Below are 23,612 nucleotides of genomic sequence, written 5' to 3'. Positions count from 1 at the left end.
GGTCGATCAGCGACGAGGCGCGTCGCTCAGCGGGGGAGGAGCCTCGCTAAAACGTCGGCCGGAAGCCGACGTCGAATCAGTTCGGCGCTGTGGTAGGTGATGGAGGATCGGAATCGAGGGGGGAGGGGTTGACGGTGGAACGATATCCGATCCGTGGCGAGCGGGGCGATGATGTCTCGGATGATCAGACGGGTCGGTTGGCAACGACCGGATCTGCCCCGCCTCGCCACGTGTGTTCCGTGGCGACCCGTGACTATACTTATTGTCTAGTTAAACCGGTCTCAGCGGGGGAAATCGGATCGATTCGGTCTGGTTGGCAGGGCAAGCGAACGGACACCTCCGAGCCCGAGTCAGTACAACGGTCCGCCCAGCGGCACGTCCTCGTCGGGCGAGACCAGCACGGGATACCCCTCCTCGCCGGGAACGCCGACGGTCAGCGCCTCGGATTTGAAACCGGCGATCCGCACCGAGCCGAGGTTCGTCGCACACAGCACCTGCCGCCCCTCGAGGTCGGCGGCGTCGTAGTGGTAATCGAGTTGCGCGGCGGACTGGATCTCCTCGTCGCCGAGGTCGATCCACAGTTTCGTCATCTCCGGCTTCTCTGCCTCGGGGAACGGTTCGGCGTCGATCACTTCGCCGACTTCGATAGTCGCGTCGAACGGACTCTCGACCATGCGCCGGGGTACCAGCCCCACCGAAAATTAGGTATCGGTTCTCGAGCGCCGAATCGGCGCAGCCCCGACCCCGCCAGCTACGCGAGCAGTTCGTCGGCCAGCAGGGACAGGCTCTCGTCCCCGTCGTCGGCCGCATTCGGCACCGCGAGCATGACCTCCTCGATGCCGGCGTCGGCGTAGTCCGCCAGCCGGTCGCGGACCTCGGCCGGGGTCCCGGTGGGGGCCGTCTCGAGGTAGCCCGAGAGGAAGAACTCGCGGGGCTCGCTGGGACCATCGGGCAGGAACTCGTCCCGGAAGGTCTCGCGCTTTTCAGCGGCTGCCTCGGTCGTCTCGCCGACGAAGACGAACAGTTCGGCGGATTTGCGGATCTCGTCGTACCGGGCCTCGCTCTCGCAGTGGTCGCGCAACACCTCGAGTTTCTCCGCGAAGCCCTCGGGCTCGAGGGTGCCGTAGTTCCAGCCGTCGGCCAGTTCGGCGGTGTAGCGCAGGGTGAAGTCCTCGCCCCCGCCGCCGATCCAGATCGGCGGGTGGGGCTCCTGTACGGGCTGGGGTTCGCAGAACGCATTTTCGAGGTCGATCTCGAGGTGCTCGCCCTCGTGGCTGTACGTTTCGTTGGTCCAGAGGCCCTGCAGGATCTCGACGGTCTCTGCGAGCCGGCGGAGGCGTTCGGCCGGCGGCTCCTGAAACTCGTAGCCGAAGCGGTCGTACTCGTCCGCGTACCAGCCGCCGCCCAGCCCGAGTTCGAGCCGGCCGTCGCTCACCCGATCGACCGTCGCGGCCATCTTCGCGAGCAGCGCCGGCTGGCGGTAGGACTGGCTCGTGACGAGCGTGCCGAGCCGAATCCGATCGGTCGCCTCGGCGATCGCGCTCAGGGTCGTCCAGCACTCGTGGGTGGCTCGCCGCGGGTCGCCGATCCACGACTGGGAGTGATCCTCGAGCCAGACCGCGTCGTAGCCCAGCGATTCGGCCTCGAGCGCGGTGTCCCGAACCGTCCCGATATCGGTCCCGTACTGCGGGAGGATCAGCCCGATATCGAGATCGGTCGCGTCGCGTTCGGCGGCGCTCATTCGGTTACCTCCCGATCGAGTGCCAGCGCCCGCTCCGCGAGCGTTTCGGGGTCCTCGGCGACGAGTTTGACGAGGGCCTCCTTCCCGACCTCGCCGCGGTCGACGACGGCCGCGGGCGGCTCGTCGCGGTCCGCGAAGGCCTGCCGGGCACCCCAGCCCATCGTGCTGCCCTCCGTGTCCGCGATGGCGTCGGGCTGTTCCCCGCGGTCGTACTCCGCAGTCGGCCACTCGAGGGACTCAAGTGCCGCCGCCACGTCCGCGTCGAACCGGCAATTGACCGCGAACCGGAGGTCGGGGACGAACTCCCGCGCCGAGAGGAGGAAGCGGGCGACGTGGCTCGAGGCGCCGAACCGGACCCCGCGGTTCGGCTGCAGCCCGGAGAGCGTTCGCGTGATCCGGCCCTCGACGGCGGCGGTCTCGGCGACGGACTCAGCGTAGGGCGTCGCGCCGACGACGTTCATGCCAACCTCGGGAACGAGCGCCGAGGCGTCGGCGTCGACCAACCGGTCGACGACGGCCTGCACTTCCTCGGCGGTCAGCTCTCGAGCGGCCTCGTTTCGCAGCGGCGCCATGTGGTTGACCGCGCCGTGGCCCTCGCCCACGTCGTAGTAGTACCGCACCGCGCGGGCGAGGAAGTCGGTCGCGCCCTCGACGGCGGTCTCGAGGGGTTCGCCCTTCGCGAGGCGGGCCGCGATCGCGGCGGCGAGGGCACAGCCGGAGCCGTGGGTCGCGTCGGTGCCGACGCGGGGGTGCTCGAACGCCCGGGTGGTGTCGTCGGTGACGAGCACGTCTTGTACCCGCTCGCCGGGGACGTGACCGCCCTTGACGAGGACCGCGTCGACGCCCGTCTCGAGGATCGCCTCGCCGGCCTCGTGGGCGGTCTCCTCGTCGGTCACCGCGATGTCGGTCAGTACCTCGGCCTCGTCGGCGTTCGGCGTCACCAGCGTCGCCGCGCCGAGCAGGTCCTCGTAGGCGCGCTCGGCCTCGGGCTCTAACAGGCGGTCGCCGGTGGTCGCGACCATCACGGGGTCGACCACCAGCGGGAAGTCGAACTCGCCGGCGCGGTTCGCGACGGTTTCGATGACCTCGGTCGTCGCGAGCATTCCCGTCTTCGCCGCGCCGACCGCGAAGTCGTCGGTGACGGCCGCGAGTTGGGCCTCGATTTCCTCGATCGGGAGGACGAACGAAGACTCGACGCCGCGGGTGTTCTGGGCGGTGACGGCCGTGATCGCGGACGTGCCGAAGACGCCGTGGGCGGCCATCGTCGCGAGGTCGGCCTGAATCCCCGCGCCGCCGCCGGAGTCACTGCCGGCGATCGTCAGCGCGACCGGTCGACTCTCGGGTGCTGGTGTTCTCATAGTGAACCGTATTCCCCGGTTATACTAAGCGATGATGGTCAGCGAGGATGAGAGTCGTCTTCGGTCCCGGAGACCAGCGGACGGACCGTGTGAACACGTACGGTAGACGAGCGTCGGCTCGAGCCGACATGAACCCCTCCCCCAGCCGTTACGAATCGGAGTCGTCGGCCGCGTCGGCGGCCAACGCGGCGTAGGCGTCCCACGACGGATCGACGGACGGGTGCTCGAGTCGCTCGCCGTCGACGAGCACCTCGCTCCCGCCGTCATCGGCGGCCTCAACGCGGCCGATTTCGGCGACCGGAGTGTCTCGGTCCGCGAGTGCTGCGCGCACGTCGTCGACGCCGTCGGGATCGACGGCGAGCAGCAGCGAGCCGCAACTGGTCGCCGCCCACGGGTCGAACCCGAGGTGGTCACAGACCTCGCGGACGCCGGGACGCATCGGGACGGCCGCGCGATCGACCGCGAACCGAGCGCCCGCGCCGTCGGCCATCTCGTTGCACGCGCCGGCGAGGCCGCCTTCAGTCACGTCGTGCATCGCCGTCACCGGGCCCGCCGCGGCCGCCGTGAGGGCGTCGCGGACGGAAAACACCTCCTCGAGGCGGTCCCGGCCGGCCGCGATCACGTCGTCGGGGAGCTCGAGCCGGTCGCCGAAGAGAGTGGTCAGGAGGCCGACCGACTCGACGGCGGGGCCGTTCGTCAGCAGGAGTCGGTCGCCGGGGCGGGCACCGTCGGGCCGGACGATGTCGTCGTGGTCGCCGACGCCCATCGCGGTCGCAGCGCCGACCCACGGATGCGAGATATCGGAGTAGCGGGCCGTATGCCCCGTCACGACGGCGACACCGAGGTCCGCACACTCCGCGTGAATCGTCTCCCAGATCGTTGCGAACTCCTCGTCGGTCAGCCCCTCCGGAAGGGTGAAACAGATCGAGAGGTGCGACGGAGCGACGCCGCTGACGGCCACGTCCGCGAGCACGAGGTCGAGGGCGAACCGCGCCGCCCGCTCGAGGCCGATTGCCGGAAGGATCGAGAGCGGATCGGTGGCGGTGACCAGCGCCTGCCCGCCGATATCGAGGACGCCGAAATCGACGCCGTGGGTCGGGCCGACGGCGACGTCGTCGCGGTCGGCACCGAGGTTCGGTGCGACGTGGCGGTCGAAGAACGCGCGATCGATTTTTCCGAGGTCGCTCACGGGCGAACGATTCCGGTCGGCCGCCTTATCCGTAGTGGTTCGCCGCCGCAATCGCCCGAACGCGGGTCGCGAACGGGACTCGAGCCCGCCGCTCTGCGGCTCCAGCCGGGCGAACACGTGCGGTAACGGGTACCGGTACCTACTAGTGACGAGGCGATCGGTGACGGCAGCCCCGTGATGCGATACCCGTCGCTGCGGGTCGGTATCCGTCGCCCAACACAGACCTGTCACACGGGCCAGTCATTCGACGGTTCGAAACCAAATCCACTAACGTCTTCCCGGGATCGAAACCCAGTTTGATTACAGACAAGAGTGAAGGCCGTCGCCGAGTTATCCGGGACAGATGGCGTACTCGTTCCGGTCACCGACCGACGCCGACCTCGAGTTCTCCGCGAGCGAACTGACGGGTGCGCTAGGTGATTCGGTTACGGTGTTGCCGCTGCTGGTCGCGCTGGCTGCAACGACGAGCGTTTCGCTGCCCCACGTGTTGGTCGGCTTCGGCGTCTTCCAGATCGTCTGGGGGCTGTATTACGGGATGCCGCTCTCCGTCGAGCCGATGAAGGCGCTGGTCGGGCTGGCCATCGTCGGCGCGCTTTCCTACGCCGAACTCGCCGCCGCCGGGCTGCTCGCCGGCGGCGTCTTGCTCGTCGTCGGCCGGCTCGGACTCGTCGGTCGGCTCGAGCGGGTCGTCGGCGAGCCGGTCATCCGCGGGGTGCAACTCGCCGTAGCGCTGCTCCTGCTCGAGGCGGCGGTCGACCTCTCGCTCGGAAACCCCCCGATGGCGGCGGGCGGGCTGGCCGTCGTCGGCCTGCTGGCGCTCGTCGGCTACCGGGAGGCGAGCGTGCTCGTCGTGCTCGGACTCGGCGCGGTCGCGGCCGTCGCGGCGGCCGGCGTTCCGACGCCGGCGGTCCCCGATCTCGCCGTCTTTCCCGCCGGATCGCCGTCGTTCAGCGCCGCCGCGCTCGAGGGGACCGTCGCCCAGTTGGGGATGACGGTCGGGAACGCGGCGATCGCGACCGCTTTGCTCTGTGGCGACCTCTACGATCGGGACGTGTCGCCGGACGACCTCTCGCAGAGCATGGGCGTCACCTGCCTCGCATCGATCCCGCTCGGCGGCGTCCCGATGTGTCACGGCAGCGGCGGCCTCGCGGGGAAGTACGCCTTCGGCGCGCGAACCGGCGGCGCGAACGTCCTGCTGGGGATCGGCTACCTCGCGCTCGCGCTGGTCGCCGCCGGTGCCGTGCTCGCGGCCTTCCCGACGGCGATTCTGGGCGTGTTGCTCGTCGTCGTGGCGCTCGAACTCGGCCGCGCCGCGTTCGCGCCCGTCGACGGTCGTCGCTCGCTCGCGGTCGTCACGACGGTCGGTCTCGTCGGCCTCGTGGGCAACGTCGGGGTCGCGTTCGTCCTCGGAACAGTCGCGTTCTGGCTGCTGTCGCGGTCCGCTCGAGGAGTCTGACCGAACCGTCGCCGCTGTCCGCCCGAGCCGGACGACCTTTTGTTCCGTAGTTCCAACGGCCGCCAATGAGCGCGAGTTGGGCCGACCTGTTCGACCGCGGGGCGGCGTACGGCGGCGACCTCGAGCGAATCCGAACCGAACGCGAGTCGATCCGGGAGGACGACGATGCCTGAGCGAGATGAACCGAACCCCGCACGGGTCGTCGCGGACGCCGACGTGCTCGCGGCGGATCTCCTCGTGGGTGGCGACGCGCGCGAGGCGCTGGACCACGTTCGCCGCCACTCGTGGGTCAAACTGATCGCGAGCGATCCGCTGCTCGAGGAAACGGAGCGACTCGTGGCGAGCCTCGCCGACGCCGACCTCGCCGCCGACCACCGGGAACGACTCGAGGCCGAGCGCGTCGCGGTCGAGCAACCCGAGGGCGACCACCCCGCGCTGGCCTCGACCTATCGGGGCGAGGCGGCACACCTGCTTTCCTACGACGAGCGGCTTCGATCGGCAGAGGCCGGGCTGACCCTGCAGCCCCGCGTCTCCGTCAGCATTCGCCCGCCGGACGCGTTCGCGACGCTGTTCGATCCCGAGAGTCTGTACGCGGTCGTCGAGGGCGGGGACTACCCGGGGCCGGATCGGGACCCGCGAGCGTAGCGACCACACCGTCCGACTGCGCTCGGCCGGTTGAAGGCCGGTTTGCAGCGCCGCTCTGCAGTGCCGTTCGGCTGCCGACACCCTTATGCGAGGCGAGCCCCGAGTGTTGAGGGGTTATGAACGATCTCCGCACGGGATTGAGCTACGGTGACGTGCTCCTCGTCCCGAACCGCTCGCCCGTCGACAGCCGCAGTGACGTCGACCTCTCGACGCCGTTCACGCCGAGCCTCGAGTTGGACACGCCGGTCGTCTCCGCCGCGATGGACACCGTCACGGAGGCCGAACTGGCGATCGAACTCTCTCGAGCCGGCGGCCTCGGCGTCTTGCACAGATTCCTCACTGCCGACGAGCAGTCGGCACAAGTCGAGAAAGTGAAAGCCGCCGGCGAACGGGTGGCCGCCGCGGTGGGCATCAACGAGGACTACGTCGACCGCAGCGCCGCGCTCGTCGAGGCCGGCGTCGACGCGCTCGTCGTCGACGTGGCTCACGGCCACCTCGAGCGAACGCTCGAGGCCGTCGAAACGCTCCGGGAGGAGTTCCCGTCGACGGACCTCGTCGCCGGCAACGTCGCGACGCCGGAGGGGGTCACGGATCTGGCGGCCGCCGGCGCGGACTGCGTGAAAGTCGGCATCGGTCCCGGTTCCCACTGTACCACGCGGAAGGTCGCGGGTGCCGGCGTCCCGCAACTGACCGCCGTCGACGACTGCGCGACGGCGGCCGAGGACCTGGACGTGACGATCTGTGCCGACGGCGGGATCCGCACGTCCGGCGACGCGGCGAAGGCGCTGATGGCGGGTGCTGACACCGTGATGCTAGGGAGCCTCCTCGCCGGCACCGAGGAAGCGCCCGGCGCGGTCGTCGAAGTCGACGGCGATCGGTACAAGCGCTCGCGCGGCATGGCGACCACGACGGCCGCCGAGAACCGCGACGACAAGGAGGCCGACGTGCGCGCCGACGAGGGCGTCGAGGCCCTGACGCCGTACAAGGGGCAGGTCGCCGACGTCGTCGGCGAGTTCTGTGCCGGCATCCAGTCCGGGCTCTCCTACTGCGGCGGACACACCGTCGCCGACGCGCGCCGAAAGGCCGAGTTCATCCGCGTCGCCCCGAGCGCGAAGGAACGCGAGGGCTATCACACGGATCAGGACTGGGAGGGCGTCAGCGTCGATAGCGAGGCGAAAGACGAGACCGACTCGCAACTCGCGGACGACGAGACCGGGACGGCCGCCGCCGAGAGCGACGACTGAGTTCCGCTCGAGGACGACGACCGCTCGAGTCGGCCCGTTACTCGTCGCGGCCGGCGTACCACTCCGCGAAATCGGCCAGCGCGCGCCCGCGATGTGAGATCGCGTTTTTCTCTTCCGTACTCATCTCGGCCATCGTCTGCCCGTTGTACTCGAAGATGGGGTCGTAGCCGAACCCGCCCTCGCCCCGCGGTGCGATGAGCGTGCCGGCGACCGACCCGGAAAAGGTCTCCGTGCCGTTCTCGTCGGCGTAGGCGAGTACGGTTCGGAATTTCGCGCGCCGGTTTTCCTCCTCGCTCGCGAGCCGCCAGAGTCGCTCGACGCCGACGGTGTCCTCGACGTAGGCCGAGTACGGTCCCGGAAAGCCGCCCAGCGCGTCGACAAACAGGCCCGCGTCGTCGACTAACACCGGTTCGTCGCTCCCCAGTTCCGCGTAGGCCTCGCCGGCACCGTGTGCGGCGATCTCCGCGAGTGAGTCGCTCTGGACCTCGGTGTAGTCGTACTCGATCTGCTCGACGGGCTCGATCCCGGAGAGGTACTCCCGCGCCTCGCGAACCTTCCCGTCGTTGCCGGTGACGAATCGAATGGCCATGTACGAGGCGGCGGTCCCGGACGGAAAATAGGCGTCGGTTGGCCGACTTCGGCCGCCGATCGGGAGCCGAGCACCTGTTCGGGCAGTCAGCAGTCGACACGTACTCGAGAGAAATCGCGCTGAGCGCCGCTCAGTCGTCCGTTTCGCTGTCGTCGACAATGACTTCCACGGGTTCGTCCGCGGCGTCATCGCTTTCCTCGGTGGCTCCCGACTCCTGTTGCCAGAGGAGCGCGCCGGCGACGGCGACGACGATCCACGACCGCCAGTTGGCGAGGTTCAGGGTGTAGCCGACGCCGAAGGGCTTCTCGACGAGCATCCCTTCGCCGGGCTGCCAGTACGACGAGAGCATGCGGCTGATGCTCGGTCGTTCGAAGTTGTACGGGACCCCAAGAATCTCACCGGAAGTCGGCTTCTCTGCCATGGCAGGTGATACGTCCTCCCCTGATAAGAGTATTGTGTGCCGTGACGATCGGTGCGAGCGACCGACGGCGGCCGGGTGCGGCGGAACCGATCCGCGCTATGCCTGATATCGGCCGCGGCCCTCGACCTCGCGTAAGCGCTCGAGCACCCGTTCCTCGCCGACCTCGCGGTAGCCCTCCCGGACCGCCTCACGGAGTGGGGCGGGATCGTCGGCGGTGCCGACGAGGCTCTGGTCGAAGACGTGCAGGTCCATCGCGTAGTCCTCGACGTGGTCGGTGTGGTAGCCGAGACCGAAGTCGATGAGATAGGTTCGGTCGTCGACCCTGACGTTCCGCGTCGTCGGATCGCCGTGGACGAAGCCGGCCCGATGGAGCCGCGCGAGGTGCCGCCCGACGTCGCGGACGCCCGCAGGCGTCAGCCCCGCCCGGAGGTCCCGCTCGCCGACGTACTCGAGTTCGAGTCGCGACTCGCGGGGATCGACGTCCGAGAGCACCGGCGTGGGTACTCCCTCCCGGCGCGCGAGGCTCGTGAGTCGAGCCTCGAGCGTCGTCCGCTCCCGACGGAGCCGGTCGTCGAGTTCGGGATGGCGGTAGGTCTTTGCTTCGCGGCGCTTGGTGACGCGACCCGCGTCGGGCTCGAGGGAGACGAGCGCTTCGGCCCCGCGGACCTCCCGGTCGCCCGCGACGGCTTCGCCGCGGCCGGCCGCGAGTTCGGGTTCGTCGGTCCGCCAGCTAACGGGCACCTGGTCGGGTCGGAAATCGGGGTCGACCCGCGAGTCCTCGAGCGCGAGCGTGTCGCCCGCCGCGTACATCTTCGCACCCAGCACCGCGATCATGCCGGCGTTGTCCCGCAGGAATCGCGGCTCGGGCGCGTGGAACTCGGCCCCGCGCTGTTCGCACATTTCGGTGAGCATCTCGCGCAGGCGGGCGTTCTGTCCGACGCCGCCCCCGAGGACGAGTTCGTCGCTGCCGGTCAGCGACAGGGCGCGCTCCGAGACCTCCGTAAGCATGCCGAAGACGTTCTCCTGGAGGGAGTAGCAGATGTCCTCGACCGGCGTCCCATCGTCGTACGCTTGCTTCGCGGCGCTCATGATCCCCGAAAACGAGAAGTCCATCCCCTTGACGACGTAGGGGAGATCGACGTACTCGCCGTCCTCGGCGGCCGCCTCGACTTTCGGGCCGCCGGGGTGAGACCAGCCGACGTGGCGGGTGAACTTGTCGATCGCGTTGCCGACGCCGGTGTCCATCGTCTCCCCGAGCACGCGGTAGCGCCCGTTGCGGTAGGCCAGTAAGTGCGCGTTCGCGCCGCTGGCGTTGAGACAGACTGGGGAATCGAAGCCCGAGGAGTGGCGGCCGATCTCGAGGTGGGCCACCATGTGATTGACGCCGATAAGCGGCACCGAAAGCGCCTGACTCAGTGCTCGAGCGGCCGTGCCGACGGTCCGCAGGCAAGGGCCGAGCCCGGGGCCGCGCGAGAAGGCGACGGCATCGATCGGCGGCTCCGTCGCCGGCCCGTCGTAGGTTTCCCGGGCGTGCTCGAGTGCGCGCTCGACGACGCGCGGGATCGCGTCGTGCATGTGTTCGGCCGCCTCGCGGGGGTGGATGCCGCCGCTCTCGGGCTGGTAGGCGTCGCTCTCGATGAAGACGTCGTCGGTCTCGGCGTCGAAGACGGCTGCGCTGGCGGCCCACGCGGTGCCTTCGATCCCGAGGATACGTGCGGTGTTACTCACGGTTAGAACGAATCTGCGGTGGTGGATACATCGCGTTAGACCGGATGTATCGCCCGCGGCCGGGCCGACTCAGGGCCCGGTCGCGGTTCGGTACGACCCGCCGCGGGTCGCCACATTGCGCCTACTCCCACTCGGTGTAGCTGCACTTCCCGCAGTGTTTGCGGTCGCCGTGGTCGGCGAGGAAGGCGTCACCACAGCGGGGGCACAGTTCGCCCTCGGTGCTGCCGTCGTCGCCGTAGAGTTCGTAGCGCGCCATTTAGGCTTCCTCCGGTTCCGCTTCGGCGTCTTCCTCGGCGCCGATCTTGTTTCGCTCGAGCATGTGGTCTTGCTCGACATCGCGGGCGTAGTCGGCGGTGTCGTAGACTTTCGCCTGGCCGACGGTCTTGCGCATCCCGAACTTGGTGTCGAGCGTGCGGATGACGACCTCGTCGGCGTCCTTGTTCAGCTTCGCCGCGAGGCTGTCACGAACCTGCAGACGAGAGGGCGTGGCGTCCTCGTGGACGAGTTCGAAGGTCACGTCCGTTCGATGCAACATGGGGTTCTCCGTTTCGGAGATGATGTCGACGTCCATGATATCACTCAGTTACCCTATTATCCCCGGGTAGCGCCTAAAAGGATTTCGAAGCGCCCACCCGTTTGCCCGGGTGACGATCCGCCGGCGGTCGGCACCCGCCGGATTTGACTACGCGCTGAACTGAAAGTAAGAATTACATAACGGCGCGGCGACCTCTCGACTGATGCCCTCCAGACGCCGACTCCTCGCGGGGTGTGGTCTGAGCCTCGCGGGACTGCTCGCCGGCGGGACCCTCCTCGCCGACCGCTCAGCCACAACTGATACCGACTGGCCGATGGCCCGCTACGACGCCGCCGGGACGGGATACAATCCCGACGCGTCGGGCCCGCGCGACGAGATCCACGTCGCGTGGGACGAATCCCTCGAGAGTGTCAGCGGGTTCGAAGTCACGCCGCCGGTCCTCGTCGACGACATCCTCTACACCGTCGGCGACGAGTTCGTCGCGATCGATACCGAGCGCGGAGCCGCCCGCTTTTCGGTCGACGCGATCGACGCCTCGAGTCCGACCTACGTCCCGTCGTCGGTCTATCAGACCGGGACGCTGGCGGTCACCGCAAAAGACGGTGTCATCGGCCTGAGCGCCGGCGGCGGGGTCGAACTGTTCGGACTGCGATTCGGCGACGTGCGCTGGCGCGGCCCCGGTCAGGTCTCGGAGATCGATTTCCGAGACCGGTCCGAAACGCCATCGCCCGTGCGGGTCGGAGACACCGTATACACCGCGATACCGGATACCGCGGAGATCGTCGCCCTCGAGGCCGACAGCGGCCACGAGCGATGGCGACGGGGGTTCGATCGAGACGACGACGACGAGGCCGGTGGCATCACCCACCGACCCGCGGTCCGGGACGGCATCGTCTTCGCCACCGGCCGGCCGGGCGAGGTGGCGGCGTTCGACGCCGAGAGCGGCACTAAACGGTGGGACCGAACGCTCGAGGACGCGACCGTTCGGCCGCCGACGGCGACCGAGGCCGGCGTCGTCGTCCCGACCAGAACGGGCATCCGACTGCTCGAGGCCGACAGCGGCGCGCGGCGATGGCGGAAGTCCCTCGAGGGAAACGCGACCCGCGGGGCCGCCGCGGTCGCCGAGGGACGGGTCTTCGTGGCCGACGACGGCGTCGACGGGGAATTGCACGCGCTCGACCTCGAGACCGGAAAGCCGGCGTGGTCGGTTTTGTACGGGCACGACGACACGCCGATCGTCGCCGACGGCGTCGTCTACGTGACCAACAGCGGCTACGAACTGGCCGCGTTCGACGCGGAAACGGGCGACCCGGGCTTTACCTACGGGGCGAAGTGGGCGATCTCCATGCCGGCAGTCGGCGACGGCACCCTCTACGTCGTCGACGGGGACCGCGTCCTCGCGCTGGAGGAACAGGATGACTGACGGGGAGGTCGAGGCGGCGACATCGACGGCGGACCGTTCGAACTCGGAATCGGACGCCGATCCGGACTCGGACGACCGTTCGCCGATGAGTCCGACCGGAGAGGCGGTGTCCGCAGACGAGAACGGACAGCGGGACGCCGACGATGCCGGACCGTCCGTAACGCTTCCGCAGCCGGTAGCGCGTCTCCGGCGCGAGCCGACGCTCGCGCTGCCGTTCGCGATCGCGGGCGTTTTCCTCACCGTCCTCGACTGGCTCCGGCGCGCCGACCCGCTTCCGACGCTGGCGACCGGGGGCGGTGAATGGACGCGTCTCAGCATCGAGTACGCCGGCTATCCGACCGGAGTCCCCGAAACGGCGCGCTCGCTCGAGGCCTTCGTCGGTCTGCGGCCCCCGTATCTCGTCTGGGGGATCGGCCTCGAGATTCTCGCCTTCGCCGCCGTCGCGGTCGCCGGGATCGCGACCGTCGCGCGAGCCAGCGCCGACATCGAGCGCTGGGACGAGGCGCTCTCGGGCCGACGGCTGCTCGCGTATTTCGGGGTGGTCGTCTCGTTCGATGCGGTCGGGCGAGTCCTCGGCTCGTTCGACGGCGGGCTCCTGCTCGGAGCAGTGCTCGCCGTTCCCCTGTTCGCCGCGTTCGTTCGGGCCTTTGCCGCGCCCGCGTTCGTCGTCGCCGGTGCGGGCCCGCTGACCGCGCTCTCCCGGAGTTGGCGAGCGACCCGCGGGATCGGCTTGCGGGTGCTCGCGCTCGTGGGCTGTCTCGGCCTCGCGGCGTGGTTCCTTGGGAGCCTGCCGTCCGTCGGAACGGTGCTGAGCACGACCGTCGTCGGCGCGGCCCACGCCGTCTCGACCGTCACGGTGCGGGCGGAATCGGACGAGACAGCCGGTGTTTCCGACTGAGGTCAGACTCAGGGAAGCGCGACCAGTCCGCGCGGTGATTGCGCCTCGAGCCCCGCGGGCCAGTCGATCTCGATCGGCGTCCACGAGTCGCCGAAGTCCCGGGTTGCGAAGAGCCCGCGATTGTTTACCGCGTAGACGACGCCGGGCTCGCCCGTCGTCGCGAACACCGCTCTGACGACGCCCTCGCCGGTCGGCAAGCCCCGATCGTCGAGCCGCTCCCACGGGCCGTCGTCCTCGCGACGGTAGACGTACGACTCCGCTCTGCTCGCCGTGTGGGCCGTCGACGCGCCGCTCGCGCTCGAGACGAGCACGCGGTCCGGATCGCCGGGATCGGGGACGACGCTCCAGCAGTAGGTGTGTGCGAGCCCGTCCTCTGGCCGCCGCCACGACCGCCCGCCGTCGTCGCTCTCGGCGTAGCCGTCGCCGGCCGCGGCGTAGAGTCGCCCCTCCCGATCCGGGTGCGTCGCCAGACTGTGGTTGTCCCGGCGCGATCCTGGGGGCCGCTCGCGCCACGTCTCGCCGCCGTCGGGCGTGGAGACGAACGCGCCCGCTTCGATTCCGACCGCCAGTCGCTCGGGATCGAACGGGTCCACCTCGAGCCAGCGAACGTGGTGGGTGTGCGGGCGCGGCGGGAAGTACCACTCGTCCGCGGAGGGGAGGGCCGCGAGCCCCTCGAGATGCGTCCACGAATCGCCGCCGTCGCGCGACCGGAAGATACGGCTGGGTTCGGTGCCGACGTAGACGACCCGCGGATCGTGCGAGCTGACCGTCACCGACATTACGGCGTCGCTCTCGAGGGCATCGGAGTCGATCTCGAGTCGCTCGAACGTCTCGCCGCCGTCGGCGCTTCGGAACAGGCCGTTTTCGAACGTGCCGACGACGTAGCGGTCCGGCGCGTCGGGATCCGCCGCGACGCACTCGAGGTCGTGGCCCTCGAGTCGCGCCGTCGTCGTCCAGTCGCCGGCCGCGGATCCGTCGCCCGTACAGACGAGCAGTCGGTCTCGGAGTGCGACGAGTACCGTCGTCATACGGGACCGAACGGGGGCGAGCCGGATATACCGTCGCATGGGCCTTCGATCAGAACTGTCGATCGGAGCCCCCGTCGCCCTGCCGTCCGGCGATCGATTAGCCGTCCGTTCGCACTCGCATCAGCGGAGTCGTGAGTCTCGACTCGCCGGTCGTGTCAACCGCCGTGCCAATTCATTAATGAGAGCAGTAGACAGATCCCCTACTAGTTCGATGGGGGCTCTCACTCGCCACACGGTCGGCCGTGTTCGAGCGCACATAGTGTCGCTGGTCGGTCTCGGCCTGCTCGGCATCGTCGTAGCCTACGCGCTGGCGTTCGGCGGCCCCCCGCTGTTGCTGGCACTCGAGATGGTCGTCCCGACGGCAATCGGCGTCGCGCTCGTCGGATACGGCCTGCGGACCGACGCCGCGGACGACCCCGACCGGGCGGTGATCGTCACCATCGGCTCGTGTATCTGCGGGGCGTTGGTCGCGCTCTTCTGTCTCTGTAGTATTGCTCTCCTCTCGGTCCGAATGGGATTTTCCGGCGGGTTCGCCCAGCCGGTCATCAACGCCTCGAGCACCGGTCTCGCTTTCGGGGCCGCCATCGGGCACGTCTACGCCGAGTTCTCACAGCAGTACCGCGAGAACGAGCGGCTCTCGCGGGCCGTCGACGCCTCGATGGACGGTATCGCGGTCGTCGTCGACGACCGCCACGTCTACGCCAACGAGGCGTATGCCGCGCTCTACGGACTGGGGGATGGGGCCGACCTCGAAGGCCAGCAGTGGTGTACGCTGTACACGAACGACTCTCAACGCCGAATCGAGCGGGAGGTCGTCCCGGCGCTGTCCGACCGAAACTACTGGCGCGGCACCCTGACCGGCACGCGAACGGACGGGACGACGTACCCACAGGACGTGACGGTGAGTAGCCTCGAGGACGGCTACGTCGTCGTCGCCCGCGACGTCACCAACCAGCGCGACCGCGAGCAGCGCATTCAGGTCCTCAACCGAGTGCTCCGGCACAACCTCCGGAACGCGTTCACCGTCATCCGGGGCCACGCCAACATGATCGGCGAACGGGATCCCGAACTCGAGGCCCGGCACGTGCAGCCGATCCGCGCGGAGATCGACGACCTGCTCGCGACGGCCGATAAGGCCCGCGGCGTCGAGCGGACGCTCGACCGACACGGGAACGCCGACCTGATCAACCCCGGCGAGGCGGTCCGACGGGTCACGGACCGGGCGCTGTCGGTCTATCCGAACGCCGACATCGTGTCGCGAGTGGAAGACGGCGGAGCGGCGTCCGCGACGCCCACCGTCGACGACACGGTGGTCGATGCCTTGAACGAACTCGTCGACAACGCGGTCGAACACAACACCGCGACGCGGTCGCGAGAACCCGTCGCGACCGACGGCGACGGCAACGGCCACGCCGATGTGTCTGCCCGGTCCGGCGGGCGTCCGAGCATCGAAATCGCCGTCTCCACTGTCGAGTCCGACTCTCGCACCCGACTCGAGTTTACGATCACCGACGACGGACCGGGGATTCCGGAGACCGAACGCCGAGCGGTGCTCGCGGGCCACGAGACGGCACTGGACCACGGCTCCGGGCTCGGACTGTGGCTCGTCAACTGGATCGTTCGGACGACCGGCGGCGAACTCTCCTTTAGCGACGTCCCCGAGGGCGGAACGACCGTTCGACTATCGTTTCCGGCCGTGGCCGACGCGGCGGGGATCGATACCGACGCAGTAAGCGGCCGCTGACGCCCGCCACACCGGATCGATCGCCGGGTCGCGTGACCGCCGATCCGTCGGCCCGTCTGCGCCGATGAACCGCGAGCCGGCGGCCGTTAGGACAGGGTCCTCGAGCGGGTCTGAACGGCCGCTCGATCCCGGCGAGCCGAATCACGTGTAATACGGCCAGTACAACGCACGGCCGGCCTTCACCAGCGGCCAGAGGGGGCTACACCCCCGCTCCCAGACGAGGATCGGGACGGATCGCCCGCCGAAGCCTTCCTTGAACCGGAAGACGCCGTCCTCGAAGTCCGTGTTCGTGCTGCCGAAGTCGTAGGTCTCGTACCCGTGGTCGATCCCCCACTGGAACACGTGATCGTAGAGGAGCTCCGACGCGTGATCGTCGAAGTACTCCCGGGGAACGGCGGCGAAAAAGCCGTGGATCGAATCGCGCTCGTCGTCGAGCACCTCGAGCATCCCGCCCGCGTACTCGCCGTCGATCCGAATCGTCAGCAAGAGGAGGCGGTCGTCCATCGCCTGCAGCTGTTCGAAGAAGGAAAACGGATACACCTCCCCGCCGACGCGGTCCATGACGCGTTCGTAACTCCGATAGAATCGTTGCATGGTCTCCCGCGTGATCTCCTCCTCGACGATCTCGTAGTCGACGTCCTGACCGTGTTCGATCCCCCGCCGCCGGGTCCGGCTCATGTCCGCGAGGATCTCGTCGTGGCCCTTGGTGAGATCGAGCAGGAACCGACACTCCCGCCGGTACGGCTGATACCCCTGTGACTGAAGCGCGTCGTTGTACCGCAGATAGCTCATATCGAGCCCGCGGATCTGGTGAACGATCGTCTTCCCCCGACAGAGTTGCGGGACGGCCTTCGTTACGCGCTCGAGCGACTCCGTCGTGTCCGTCGGGAGCAGCGGGCCGCCAAATCCCGGATAGAGCGACGAGAGGCGGTTGAACGGGGTCTTCTCGATCTCCACCACGAAGTTCGGCATCCCGCCGATCGTGTTTCCGTCCTTGGTGACCTCGAGGTGTTTGGGCGTGTACCCCAGCCCCTGCTCGATCGCGTCGAGCCACTCGTAGCGGTGAAAGACGCTGCCCCGACTCGAGCGCTCGACGATGCCGTTCCACTGTGCTTTCCCCACATCCCGGATGGAATCGACGACGTTCACCTCGAGATCTGACCCCTCAGTGGCGGATCGCCCGTACCGATTCGAGAACAGCGACCCGAGTCGATGGAATCTCGAGCGAGCGTTGCCGCCGGTCTTTTGTGCCATTGCTCGTTGTCAAGAGGGGTTCCCTATTTGGTAGTCCGTCCATTCCTCACCGGCCCCGTGACGGTAACGACTGCCAACCGGTTTCGGAGCGACGAAATTTCGGGGTAGGCGGCCGATAACCACCCGCCCGAGTCAGGGATTCGGGCTCCACCCCGCTGTCCACGGGACTTGCGGTCGCGGCCGTAGACACGGCTCCGGCGGGGGCCGTGGGCCGGGATGGAGTTCCGTCTCGCGTGGTGCTGATCCGTTCCGACGGATCGATCGCCGTTGCTTATTCCGCAACAATCGCGGCGAAAGGCCACATATTTCGCGTCCGAAGATGCGATATTTGTAGAAATACCGATTTCTAGTACGAAAAGGACAAGGGAACCGCAAACATTTGCGAATGCAAGCAAATGGATCTCGATGAAACGAACAAGGCCGTCCTCTATCTGCTCCAACGCGATGCACGGCGACTCACGACCAAGGAGATGGCCGAAAAAATCGGCGTCTCACCGAGCACGGTGCGGAATCGAATCGAGCAACTCGAGGCGGAAGGCATCATCCGCGGCTACCATCCGATCGTCGACTACGACAAAGCGGGCCTCCAGTTGCACGTCCTCTTTATCTGTACCGCGCCGAATCCGGAACGCGAGCAGTTGGCGAAAGCGGCCCGCGAGGTGAGCGGCGTCGTCACGATCCAGGAAGTCCTCAACGGCCAGCAGAACATCCAGATCGAGGCCGTCGGCACCGAAACCGACGACATCGCACGGATCAGCGACGAACTCTCCGATCTCGGGCTCGAGGTCATCAACTCGAAGATCCTCAAGAGTTTCCACAAGCAACCGTTCGACCACTTCGGCCAACAGATCGTCGACGACGAAACGGATGAGTGACCGCGGCCCGATCGAATACGACATCGAGACGAATACCTATCGCGTGCAGTACGACTTCGCGTCGGTCGAACCCAGCGTCGCAGTCGTCGACGTGCTCGAGTCGATCACCGAGCGCGAGTCGGCGACGCTGCCCCCGCTCTACGAGGTCATCGACCCCGAGGGCCTCGATACCGTACTGGAACACGCACAGCGCGCGACCCACACCCAGCAGCTGTCGGTCTCCTTTCGCTATCACGAGTTCCTCGTTACTGTTTCTGGAGATGGCACGATCGAAGTCGCGGTTATTGAGGACGAAGGCTCGAGTGACGAGTGAGGTTTGGGTCAACAGTTTGTGTGCAGGAAACAGAGCTATTGATCTATCGGCGCACGAGGTACGTGAGTCGTTCTCTGAAAGCGAGCGAATCACTTCGGCACGATCTGTGAAAAGCGGATGGCCAAGAAGCGACGGTTCGAACTCGAGCGGGCCAGCTGGCATGATGCCCGATTCGGGAACAGGACACCGGTCGAAATCAAGAGTACAATGCTTGAGCACGCCGATGGCCAGCCGGGAAACTTCAAAGTCTATCGGAAATACCATGAGAAACTGCGACGACACAATGGCTGGTACTGTTTTGTCGTCTACAAACCCCATGGGCAAAGCGGGCTGACGATCCTTCAAGACAAGATGGTCCGCTCAAGCGAGTTACCATTACTTCAATGGCACGGGGGCGGTGACCATCGAGGGACAGACCAAGCAAAGATACCAATCGAATTATTATTTCAATTCCCCTAAATTGAATTTCATATTTGCTCTGAAAACTATCGCCAACTCAAAACGGAGGGGTGGATATACGTATCTACTATACTAATAATATCCTTATGGGGGACGACAACCCGACCAATCCTTTCAATATATCAACAGATGATCTTGAGAGCGAAGAAGAAGCAGAAAAATTATTCTCAAAATTGGTTGATGAAGAACCAATAATTGGTGATATAATTGAGGAAATACAACGAAGACAATGGGTTGATACGACGTTTGATACCGAACTCAAAGTGAAGACTGGAGAGACACTCCTTCTTACCTCACATGTCTCAGAAAAGGAGGTAGATTTCTACATGAATATGGATGATTGCTATGATATATTCAAAATGGTCAGGGATGATTTTGATCGAGGTGAAATAAGCCAAGAGCTTGTGGACCTTTACCACAGCAACGCAGAGCAATACATACAGGAAGCCGAAGAATACTTAGAGGAAATTGAACGAGAACTTTTCGGGCCAGCGTATTCAGATTTAATTACTATAAGAAAATCCGATAGAAACGATAAAGAAGAGATACTAGGATCAATAAAAGAACCAGTTTTGAATAATCCTGATAATGAAGAGTTAGTCAACAAGAGAAACAGATTGCTATATGCAAAAAATAGTCTTGAGACATTTCCATACGATGAAGAAGATTTAGAAGGTGAACTTCCAAGAATTGGCTCTGATGAGATGCGAGTTTTGAAACATTTTTCAATTCAGATATATAATCCGAAGCTCTATACTAGTTTATTCCAATTTGAAGAAGAATTTGAAGATTTCCCACTGAGATGGCTTACCCACCTTACTATCCCAGAAATACGCACACTCTATAGGAAATATAAAAGTGGTGACGATGTTGAACAGGCAGTAGTTGCAGAGGTTGATGGAGATGAATATTTAGATAATCTTGTAACCGAATCTATCAAATTACCCTCTCTAAGAGAAAGAGAGGAAATAATAAGTGAAGTGGTGGAAAACTACAAGGATGGGCGTTATGCCTCTGTAATTAATTTATTATATCCACAGATAGAACATATAATATGGATATATGCTGCTTTCCTTGATGAAAAGAAAGAGGTAGATATCTTTATTGAGGTAGATTATGATGATTTCTGGCGCTTTAATTATCGGGATCATGATGATTTGGAAGTGCAGTCGCAGACCGGTAATTGTATAGAAGAGCCTCATATCAGAGATCTTGTGCAAAACACTCCTGTTTCTAATCACTTTAATGAGAATGTTGTAGAATATTTCGTGAATGAACTATTCGAGAAGCGAAACCCAATACTTCACGGGAACACACCCAACTATTATTCTCAATCAGAAGCTGCAAAGAAAATAGTGTTCTTTAACACAATTGTTGAAAAATTGTCTGAGTCAGTTATAGAAACTACAGCTGATCATTTAGAACAAACCATTAAAGATGAAAATGGCGGCTGGCCAACTGAATTGGCTAATGCGGTGTCTGAAGAGTAACTCACTAATCAACAGGCTATGGGGTTCCTTCACAATGGTATTGTTTTAACTCCGCTGTCGCGGAGCAGTGCGGTGTATTTTGATGTAGTGGCCTTAGCCACGCCCCTAACGGAACCCGACGGCCCCGTCGTGGTTCCCCGTCAGGCGTGGCGGGGGCTCGTTCCCGCCCACCTCGCGGCGCGCGCCGATCGAGGAGCAATCCGGGCTATTACACGCCGAAATCGACGAAATAAGGGGTTAGAATGTGTTGCCACTGGCCGACTGACCGCTACAGCCAGTGCCAAGCCGTGTTCGGCAGTCTCGAGCGATCTAAATCTAAATTCGAGTTACTCACGGTACAAACGAGTGGACTCGTCGGGATTAAGCAAACGCGAAGCGTTTGCGATGTTCGACGAGTCCACGACTGAAGAGCGAAGCGACGTGAAGAAGTGGACTCGCTGGGATTTGAACCCAGGGCCTCTTCCTTGCGAAGGAAGCGATCTACCACTGATCTACGAGCCCTCGCCCGTTTCTAACCCGGGTTTCTATTTGTAGCTTGTGTTTCGAGGACGGATCGTGACCGACCACCACGGGAACGCAGCACTCGAGCGCGCCCCTTGAGGCCCGAAAGCGCTCAGCGCCGCGCGGCGTCCGACCGAGCGCTCGAGCCGACCTGCAATACGCGAGCGCGGCCGGCACCCACTCCGACGAGGAACCCGGTGAAGTGGGCGATCAGGGCGACGCCGGGCGAGGCGGTGGCGAACGTGACCGCGATCGCGAGCCCGACGAAGACGAGGATCGACAGCCACTGCGGGACCGTGACGAACGAGGCCAGCCCCGTCGAGAGCCGGTTCGAGGCGACGAGATAGCCCAGCAGGGCGAAGACGGCACCGCTGGCACCGAGCACGCCCGGCGTCGGCGCGACGGGGACGAACGGGAGTGCCGCGAGCACGCCCGTGATGACGATCTGGGAGACGCCCGCGATCGCACCCGTGATCGCGAAGAAGGCGTGAAAGCGCAGGCGCGTCGTGGCCCGCGCGACCGGCCAGCCGAAGACGAGCAGCGCGAGGGTGTTCGAGACGAGGTGGCCGAGCCCGCTGTGGGCGTAGACGCTCGTCACGATCGTCCACGGGTTCGTCGTCAGCGGCGGCGCGAGGACGAAGAACGTCCCCATCAGGCCCGCGACCGTCGTGATCCCCTGCGCGACGAAGACGACGGCGAAGACGACGAGCACCTCGAGAATCGGGCTGCTCGAGCCCGACGCTGATCCGTCGGTCCCGCCGGAGTCGGACCGCAGGTAGGTGTTCGACTGCGATCGTGACCGCGAGCGGCTCGCCATACGAGAGAGTGCGACGGCGAGCGATAAAAGTCCCATCGCTCACGGGTTGGTCGAGACGGGGAGCGAGCTATCTGGTCGATGCTCCTCGCGCATGTCTCACGAACTATTCGAATCGCATAGCCACGGCTGGAACCAGTGCTCGAGACGCGGTAAAAACGGTAAATAACGCCACTTCGAGTCGCGACCGCGACCGTCAGTCTTCGAGGACGATCTCGATCGAAACGTCGTTCGGCACCTGAATGCGCATGAGCTGTCGGAGTGCGCGTTCGTCGGCGTCCAGATCGATCAGGCGCTTGTGGACGCGCATCTCCCAGTGCTCCCACGTCGCAGTGCCCTCGCCGTCGGGCGACTTCCGGGTCGGCACCTCGAGGGTCTTCGTCGGCAGCGGGATCGGACCGCTCAGGTTGACGCCGGTGTTGTTCGCGATCTCGCGGACGTCGTCACAGATGTCGTCGAGGTCGTCTGGACTCGTGCCCGCGAGTCGAACGCGTGCTTGCTGCATTTATTCTTTCTCGTGAACTTCGAGGACCTTTCCGGCGGCGATGGTCTGACCCATGTCGCGGATGGCGAAGCTCCCGAGTTCGGGGATCTCGCTGGACGGCTCGATGCTGAGGGGCTTTTGCGGTCGGATGGTGACCACAGCAGCGTCACCCGACTGGATGAAGTCGGGGTTCTCCTCGGCGACCTCGCCGCTCGAGGGATCCATCTTCTTGTCGATGGACTCGATCGTACAGGCGACCTGTGCGGTGTGGGCGTGGAAGACCGGCGTGTAACCGGCCGTGATCACGCTGGGGTGCTGCATGACGACGATCTGGGCCTGGAACGTCTCGGCGACGCTCGGTGGGTCGTCGGCGGGGCCACAGACGTCACCGCGTCGGATGTCGTCCTTGCCGATGCCGCGGACGTTGAATCCGACGTTGTCACCGGGCTCTGCTTTGGGCACCTCTTCGTGGTGCATCTCGATCGTCTTCACTTCGCCGCCCACGTCGCTGGGCTGGAAGGAGACGTTGTCGCCGGTGTTCAGGAGACCGGTCTCGATACGGCCGACGGGGACGGTACCGATACCGGAGATGGTGTACACGTCCTGAATCGGGAGTCGGAGCGGCGCGTCCGTCGGTGGCTCCGGCTCCGGCAGGCTGTTGAGGGCCTCGAGCAGGATTTCGCCGTCGTACCACGGCGTGTTGTCGGACTCCTCGGCGATGTTGTCGCCCTCGAAGGCCGAAATCGGGATGAACGAGGCGTCCTCGGTGTTGAACTGGACCTGCTTGAGCAGCTGGTTGACTTCCTCGACGACCTCGTCGTACGTCGACTCTTCGTAGTCGACGATGTCCATCTTGTTGATGCCGATAATGAGCTCGTCGATACCGAGGGTTCGAGCCAGGAAGACGTGCTCCTGGGTCTGGGGCGCGACACCGTCGTCAGCGGCGACGACGAGGACGGCGTTGTCCGCCTGGGATGCGCCCGTGATCATGTTCTTCACGAAGTCGCGGTGACCAGGACAGTCGACGATGGTGAAGTCGTACTCGTCGGTGGAGAACTCCTGGTGGGCGATGTCGATGGTGACACCGCGCTCTCGCTCCTCGGCGAGGTTGTCCATGACGTAGGCGAACTCGAAGCCGCCCTTGCCCTTCTCTTCTGCTTCTTCGCGGTGCTGTTCGATGACGTGCTCGGGTACGCTCCCCGTCTCGTAGAGGAGTCGTCCCACGAGCGTACTCTTCCCGTGGTCAACGTGACCGATGATGGCCAGGTTCTGGTGTTGGTCGCTCATTGTTGTAGCTCACGCGCAGAGGCGCTTATATCGGTCTCTTTGGCTCGTTGCGGTTAAAACCATTTCGAAAGCGTATTCGGTCTACCCCGACGCCTTCTTGCGGTTTGGCTAGCATTCACACACTCCGGAACGTTCC

General features: G+C 65.2%; 24 protein-coding genes and 1 tRNA gene. 10 read left to right on the top strand and 15 right to left on the bottom strand.

All coding sequences use genetic code 11. The features are described 5' to 3' along the window. Positions 1-350: 350 nt before the first annotated feature. From FEJ81_RS03735 to FEJ81_RS03720, 4 genes are all read right to left on the bottom strand, one after another. Positions 351-674, bottom strand: a complete 324-nt coding sequence (locus FEJ81_RS03735; RefSeq protein ID WP_138244014.1) for a tRNA-binding protein — start codon at positions 672-674, stop codon at positions 351-353. 77 nt (positions 675-751) lie between these two features. Next, the gene (locus FEJ81_RS03730) at positions 752-1,741 is read right to left on the bottom strand and encodes an LLM class flavin-dependent oxidoreductase (RefSeq protein ID WP_138244013.1); all 990 of its coding nucleotides are present in this window, start codon (positions 1,739-1,741) and stop codon (positions 752-754) included. Beyond that, positions 1,738-3,099 (bottom strand): bifunctional hydroxymethylpyrimidine kinase/phosphomethylpyrimidine kinase, encoded by a 1,362-nt coding sequence (gene thiD / locus FEJ81_RS03725; protein WP_138244012.1) that lies wholly within the window; start codon positions 3,097-3,099, stop codon positions 1,738-1,740. Before thiD ends, FEJ81_RS03730 begins: the two co-directional genes overlap by 4 nt. Positions 3,100-3,247: 148 nt before the next feature. Next, positions 3,248-4,288, bottom strand: coding sequence for an AIR synthase family protein (locus tag FEJ81_RS03720; protein ID WP_138244011.1), 1,041 nt, complete (start codon positions 4,286-4,288; stop codon positions 3,248-3,250). A 343-nt stretch (positions 4,289-4,631) separates the two neighbouring features. On the opposite strand from FEJ81_RS03720, the gene FEJ81_RS03715 reads away from it, so the two are divergent. The 3 genes from FEJ81_RS03715 (at position 4,632) to FEJ81_RS03705 (ending at position 7,633) form a co-directional block, all read left to right on the top strand. Continuing rightward, positions 4,632-5,744 (top strand): putative sulfate/molybdate transporter, encoded by a 1,113-nt coding sequence (locus FEJ81_RS03715; RefSeq protein WP_138244010.1) that lies wholly within the window; start codon positions 4,632-4,634, stop codon positions 5,742-5,744. 165 nt (positions 5,745-5,909) lie between these two features. Beyond that, positions 5,910-6,389, top strand: a complete 480-nt coding sequence (locus FEJ81_RS03710; RefSeq protein ID WP_138244009.1) for a DUF7384 family protein — start codon at positions 5,910-5,912, stop codon at positions 6,387-6,389. A gap of 116 nt (positions 6,390-6,505) precedes the next feature. After that, a complete protein-coding gene (locus FEJ81_RS03705; protein WP_138244008.1) occupies positions 6,506-7,633 on the top strand; it encodes a guanosine monophosphate reductase in 1,128 nt (375 codons plus the stop codon). A 37-nt stretch (positions 7,634-7,670) separates the two neighbouring features. Here the strand turns inward: FEJ81_RS03705 and FEJ81_RS03700 are convergent, their stop codons facing one another. From FEJ81_RS03700 to FEJ81_RS03680, 5 genes are all read right to left on the bottom strand, one after another. Next, a complete protein-coding gene (locus FEJ81_RS03700; protein ID WP_138244007.1) occupies positions 7,671-8,222 on the bottom strand; it encodes an XTP/dITP diphosphatase in 552 nt (183 codons plus the stop codon). Between the two features lie 130 nt (positions 8,223-8,352). Then, positions 8,353-8,643, bottom strand: coding sequence for a DUF5808 domain-containing protein (locus FEJ81_RS03695; protein ID WP_138244006.1), 291 nt, complete (start codon positions 8,641-8,643; stop codon positions 8,353-8,355). A gap of 96 nt (positions 8,644-8,739) precedes the next feature. After that, complete coding sequence (locus FEJ81_RS03690; RefSeq protein ID WP_138244005.1) at positions 8,740-10,371, bottom strand: bifunctional N(6)-L-threonylcarbamoyladenine synthase/serine/threonine protein kinase; 1,632 nt, start codon at positions 10,369-10,371, stop codon at positions 8,740-8,742. A gap of 121 nt (positions 10,372-10,492) precedes the next feature. Then, complete coding sequence (locus tag FEJ81_RS03685; RefSeq protein ID WP_138244004.1) at positions 10,493-10,627, bottom strand: 30S ribosomal protein S27ae; 135 nt, start codon at positions 10,625-10,627, stop codon at positions 10,493-10,495. Then, positions 10,628-10,942 (bottom strand): 30S ribosomal protein S24e, encoded by a 315-nt coding sequence (locus FEJ81_RS03680; protein ID WP_006430754.1) that lies wholly within the window; start codon positions 10,940-10,942, stop codon positions 10,628-10,630. Positions 10,943-11,108: 166 nt separating this feature from the next. Here FEJ81_RS03680 and FEJ81_RS03675 point away from each other — a divergent pair, with 166 nt between their 5' ends. Further along, entirely contained in the window at positions 11,109-12,329 is a 1,221-nt protein-coding gene (locus FEJ81_RS03675; protein WP_138244003.1) for an outer membrane protein assembly factor BamB family protein, read from the top strand. Beyond that, the gene (locus FEJ81_RS03670) at positions 12,322-13,227 is read left to right on the top strand and encodes a hypothetical protein (RefSeq protein ID WP_138244002.1); all 906 of its coding nucleotides are present in this window, start codon (positions 12,322-12,324) and stop codon (positions 13,225-13,227) included. The genes FEJ81_RS03675 and FEJ81_RS03670 overlap by 8 nt, the downstream gene beginning before the upstream one ends. A gap of 8 nt (positions 13,228-13,235) precedes the next feature. Here the strand turns inward: FEJ81_RS03670 and FEJ81_RS03665 are convergent, their stop codons facing one another. Beyond that, positions 13,236-14,255, bottom strand: coding sequence for a WD40/YVTN/BNR-like repeat-containing protein (locus FEJ81_RS03665; protein ID WP_138244001.1), 1,020 nt, complete (start codon positions 14,253-14,255; stop codon positions 13,236-13,238). Between the two features lie 259 nt (positions 14,256-14,514). Between FEJ81_RS03665 and FEJ81_RS03660 the strand changes: the two genes are divergently transcribed. Continuing rightward, positions 14,515-15,999: an ATP-binding protein gene (locus FEJ81_RS03660; RefSeq protein WP_138244000.1), complete on the top strand. Its 1,485-nt coding sequence runs from the start codon at positions 14,515-14,517 to the stop codon at positions 15,997-15,999. 141 nt (positions 16,000-16,140) lie between these two features. On the opposite strand, the gene FEJ81_RS03655 is transcribed toward FEJ81_RS03660, so the two are convergent. Next, positions 16,141-17,253, bottom strand: coding sequence for a lipid II:glycine glycyltransferase FemX (locus FEJ81_RS03655; RefSeq protein WP_138243999.1), 1,113 nt, complete (start codon positions 17,251-17,253; stop codon positions 16,141-16,143). A gap of 395 nt (positions 17,254-17,648) precedes the next feature. Between FEJ81_RS03655 and FEJ81_RS03650 the strand changes: the two genes are divergently transcribed. From FEJ81_RS03650 to FEJ81_RS03635, 4 genes are all read left to right on the top strand, one after another. Further along, on the top strand, positions 17,649-18,128 hold the full coding sequence (locus FEJ81_RS03650) for an Lrp/AsnC family transcriptional regulator (RefSeq protein ID WP_138243998.1): 480 nt from the start codon (positions 17,649-17,651) through the stop codon (positions 18,126-18,128). Beyond that, positions 18,121-18,441, top strand: a complete 321-nt coding sequence (locus FEJ81_RS03645; protein WP_138243997.1) for a HalOD1 output domain-containing protein — start codon at positions 18,121-18,123, stop codon at positions 18,439-18,441. Before FEJ81_RS03650 ends, FEJ81_RS03645 begins: the two co-directional genes overlap by 8 nt. Positions 18,442-18,558: 117 nt before the next feature. After that, positions 18,559-18,900 (top strand): hypothetical protein, encoded by a 342-nt coding sequence (locus tag FEJ81_RS23665; RefSeq protein WP_138243996.1) that lies wholly within the window; start codon positions 18,559-18,561, stop codon positions 18,898-18,900. Between the two features lie 86 nt (positions 18,901-18,986). Continuing rightward, positions 18,987-20,390 (top strand): hypothetical protein, encoded by a 1,404-nt coding sequence (locus FEJ81_RS03635; protein WP_138243995.1) that lies wholly within the window; start codon positions 18,987-18,989, stop codon positions 20,388-20,390. Between the two features lie 429 nt (positions 20,391-20,819). On the opposite strand, the gene FEJ81_RS03630 is transcribed toward FEJ81_RS03635, so the two are convergent. The 4 genes from FEJ81_RS03630 to tuf all read right to left on the bottom strand — a co-directional run bounded on the left by FEJ81_RS03630 (position 20,820) and on the right by tuf (position 23,476). After that, a tRNA-Ala gene (locus FEJ81_RS03630) sits at positions 20,820-20,891 on the bottom strand. Positions 20,892-21,003: 112 nt separating this feature from the next. Beyond that, the gene (locus FEJ81_RS03625; RefSeq protein ID WP_138243994.1) at positions 21,004-21,708 is read right to left on the bottom strand and encodes a rhomboid family intramembrane serine protease; all 705 of its coding nucleotides are present in this window, start codon (positions 21,706-21,708) and stop codon (positions 21,004-21,006) included. Between the two features lie 193 nt (positions 21,709-21,901). Further along, on the bottom strand, positions 21,902-22,210 hold the full coding sequence (gene rpsJ / locus FEJ81_RS03620) for a 30S ribosomal protein S10 (protein ID WP_004215311.1): 309 nt from the start codon (positions 22,208-22,210) through the stop codon (positions 21,902-21,904). Further along, a complete protein-coding gene (gene tuf, locus FEJ81_RS03615; protein ID WP_006430745.1) occupies positions 22,211-23,476 on the bottom strand; it encodes a translation elongation factor EF-1 subunit alpha in 1,266 nt (421 codons plus the stop codon). It abuts the gene before it with no gap. Positions 23,477-23,612: the final 136 nt, after the last annotated feature.

This window comes from Natrinema versiforme, from assembly GCF_005576615.1.
Taxonomy (GTDB): domain Archaea; phylum Halobacteriota; class Halobacteria; order Halobacteriales; family Natrialbaceae; genus Natrinema; species Natrinema versiforme_A.
Note: the sequence above shows the minus strand (reverse complement) of the source record. Positions and strands in the feature narration are given on the sequence as shown.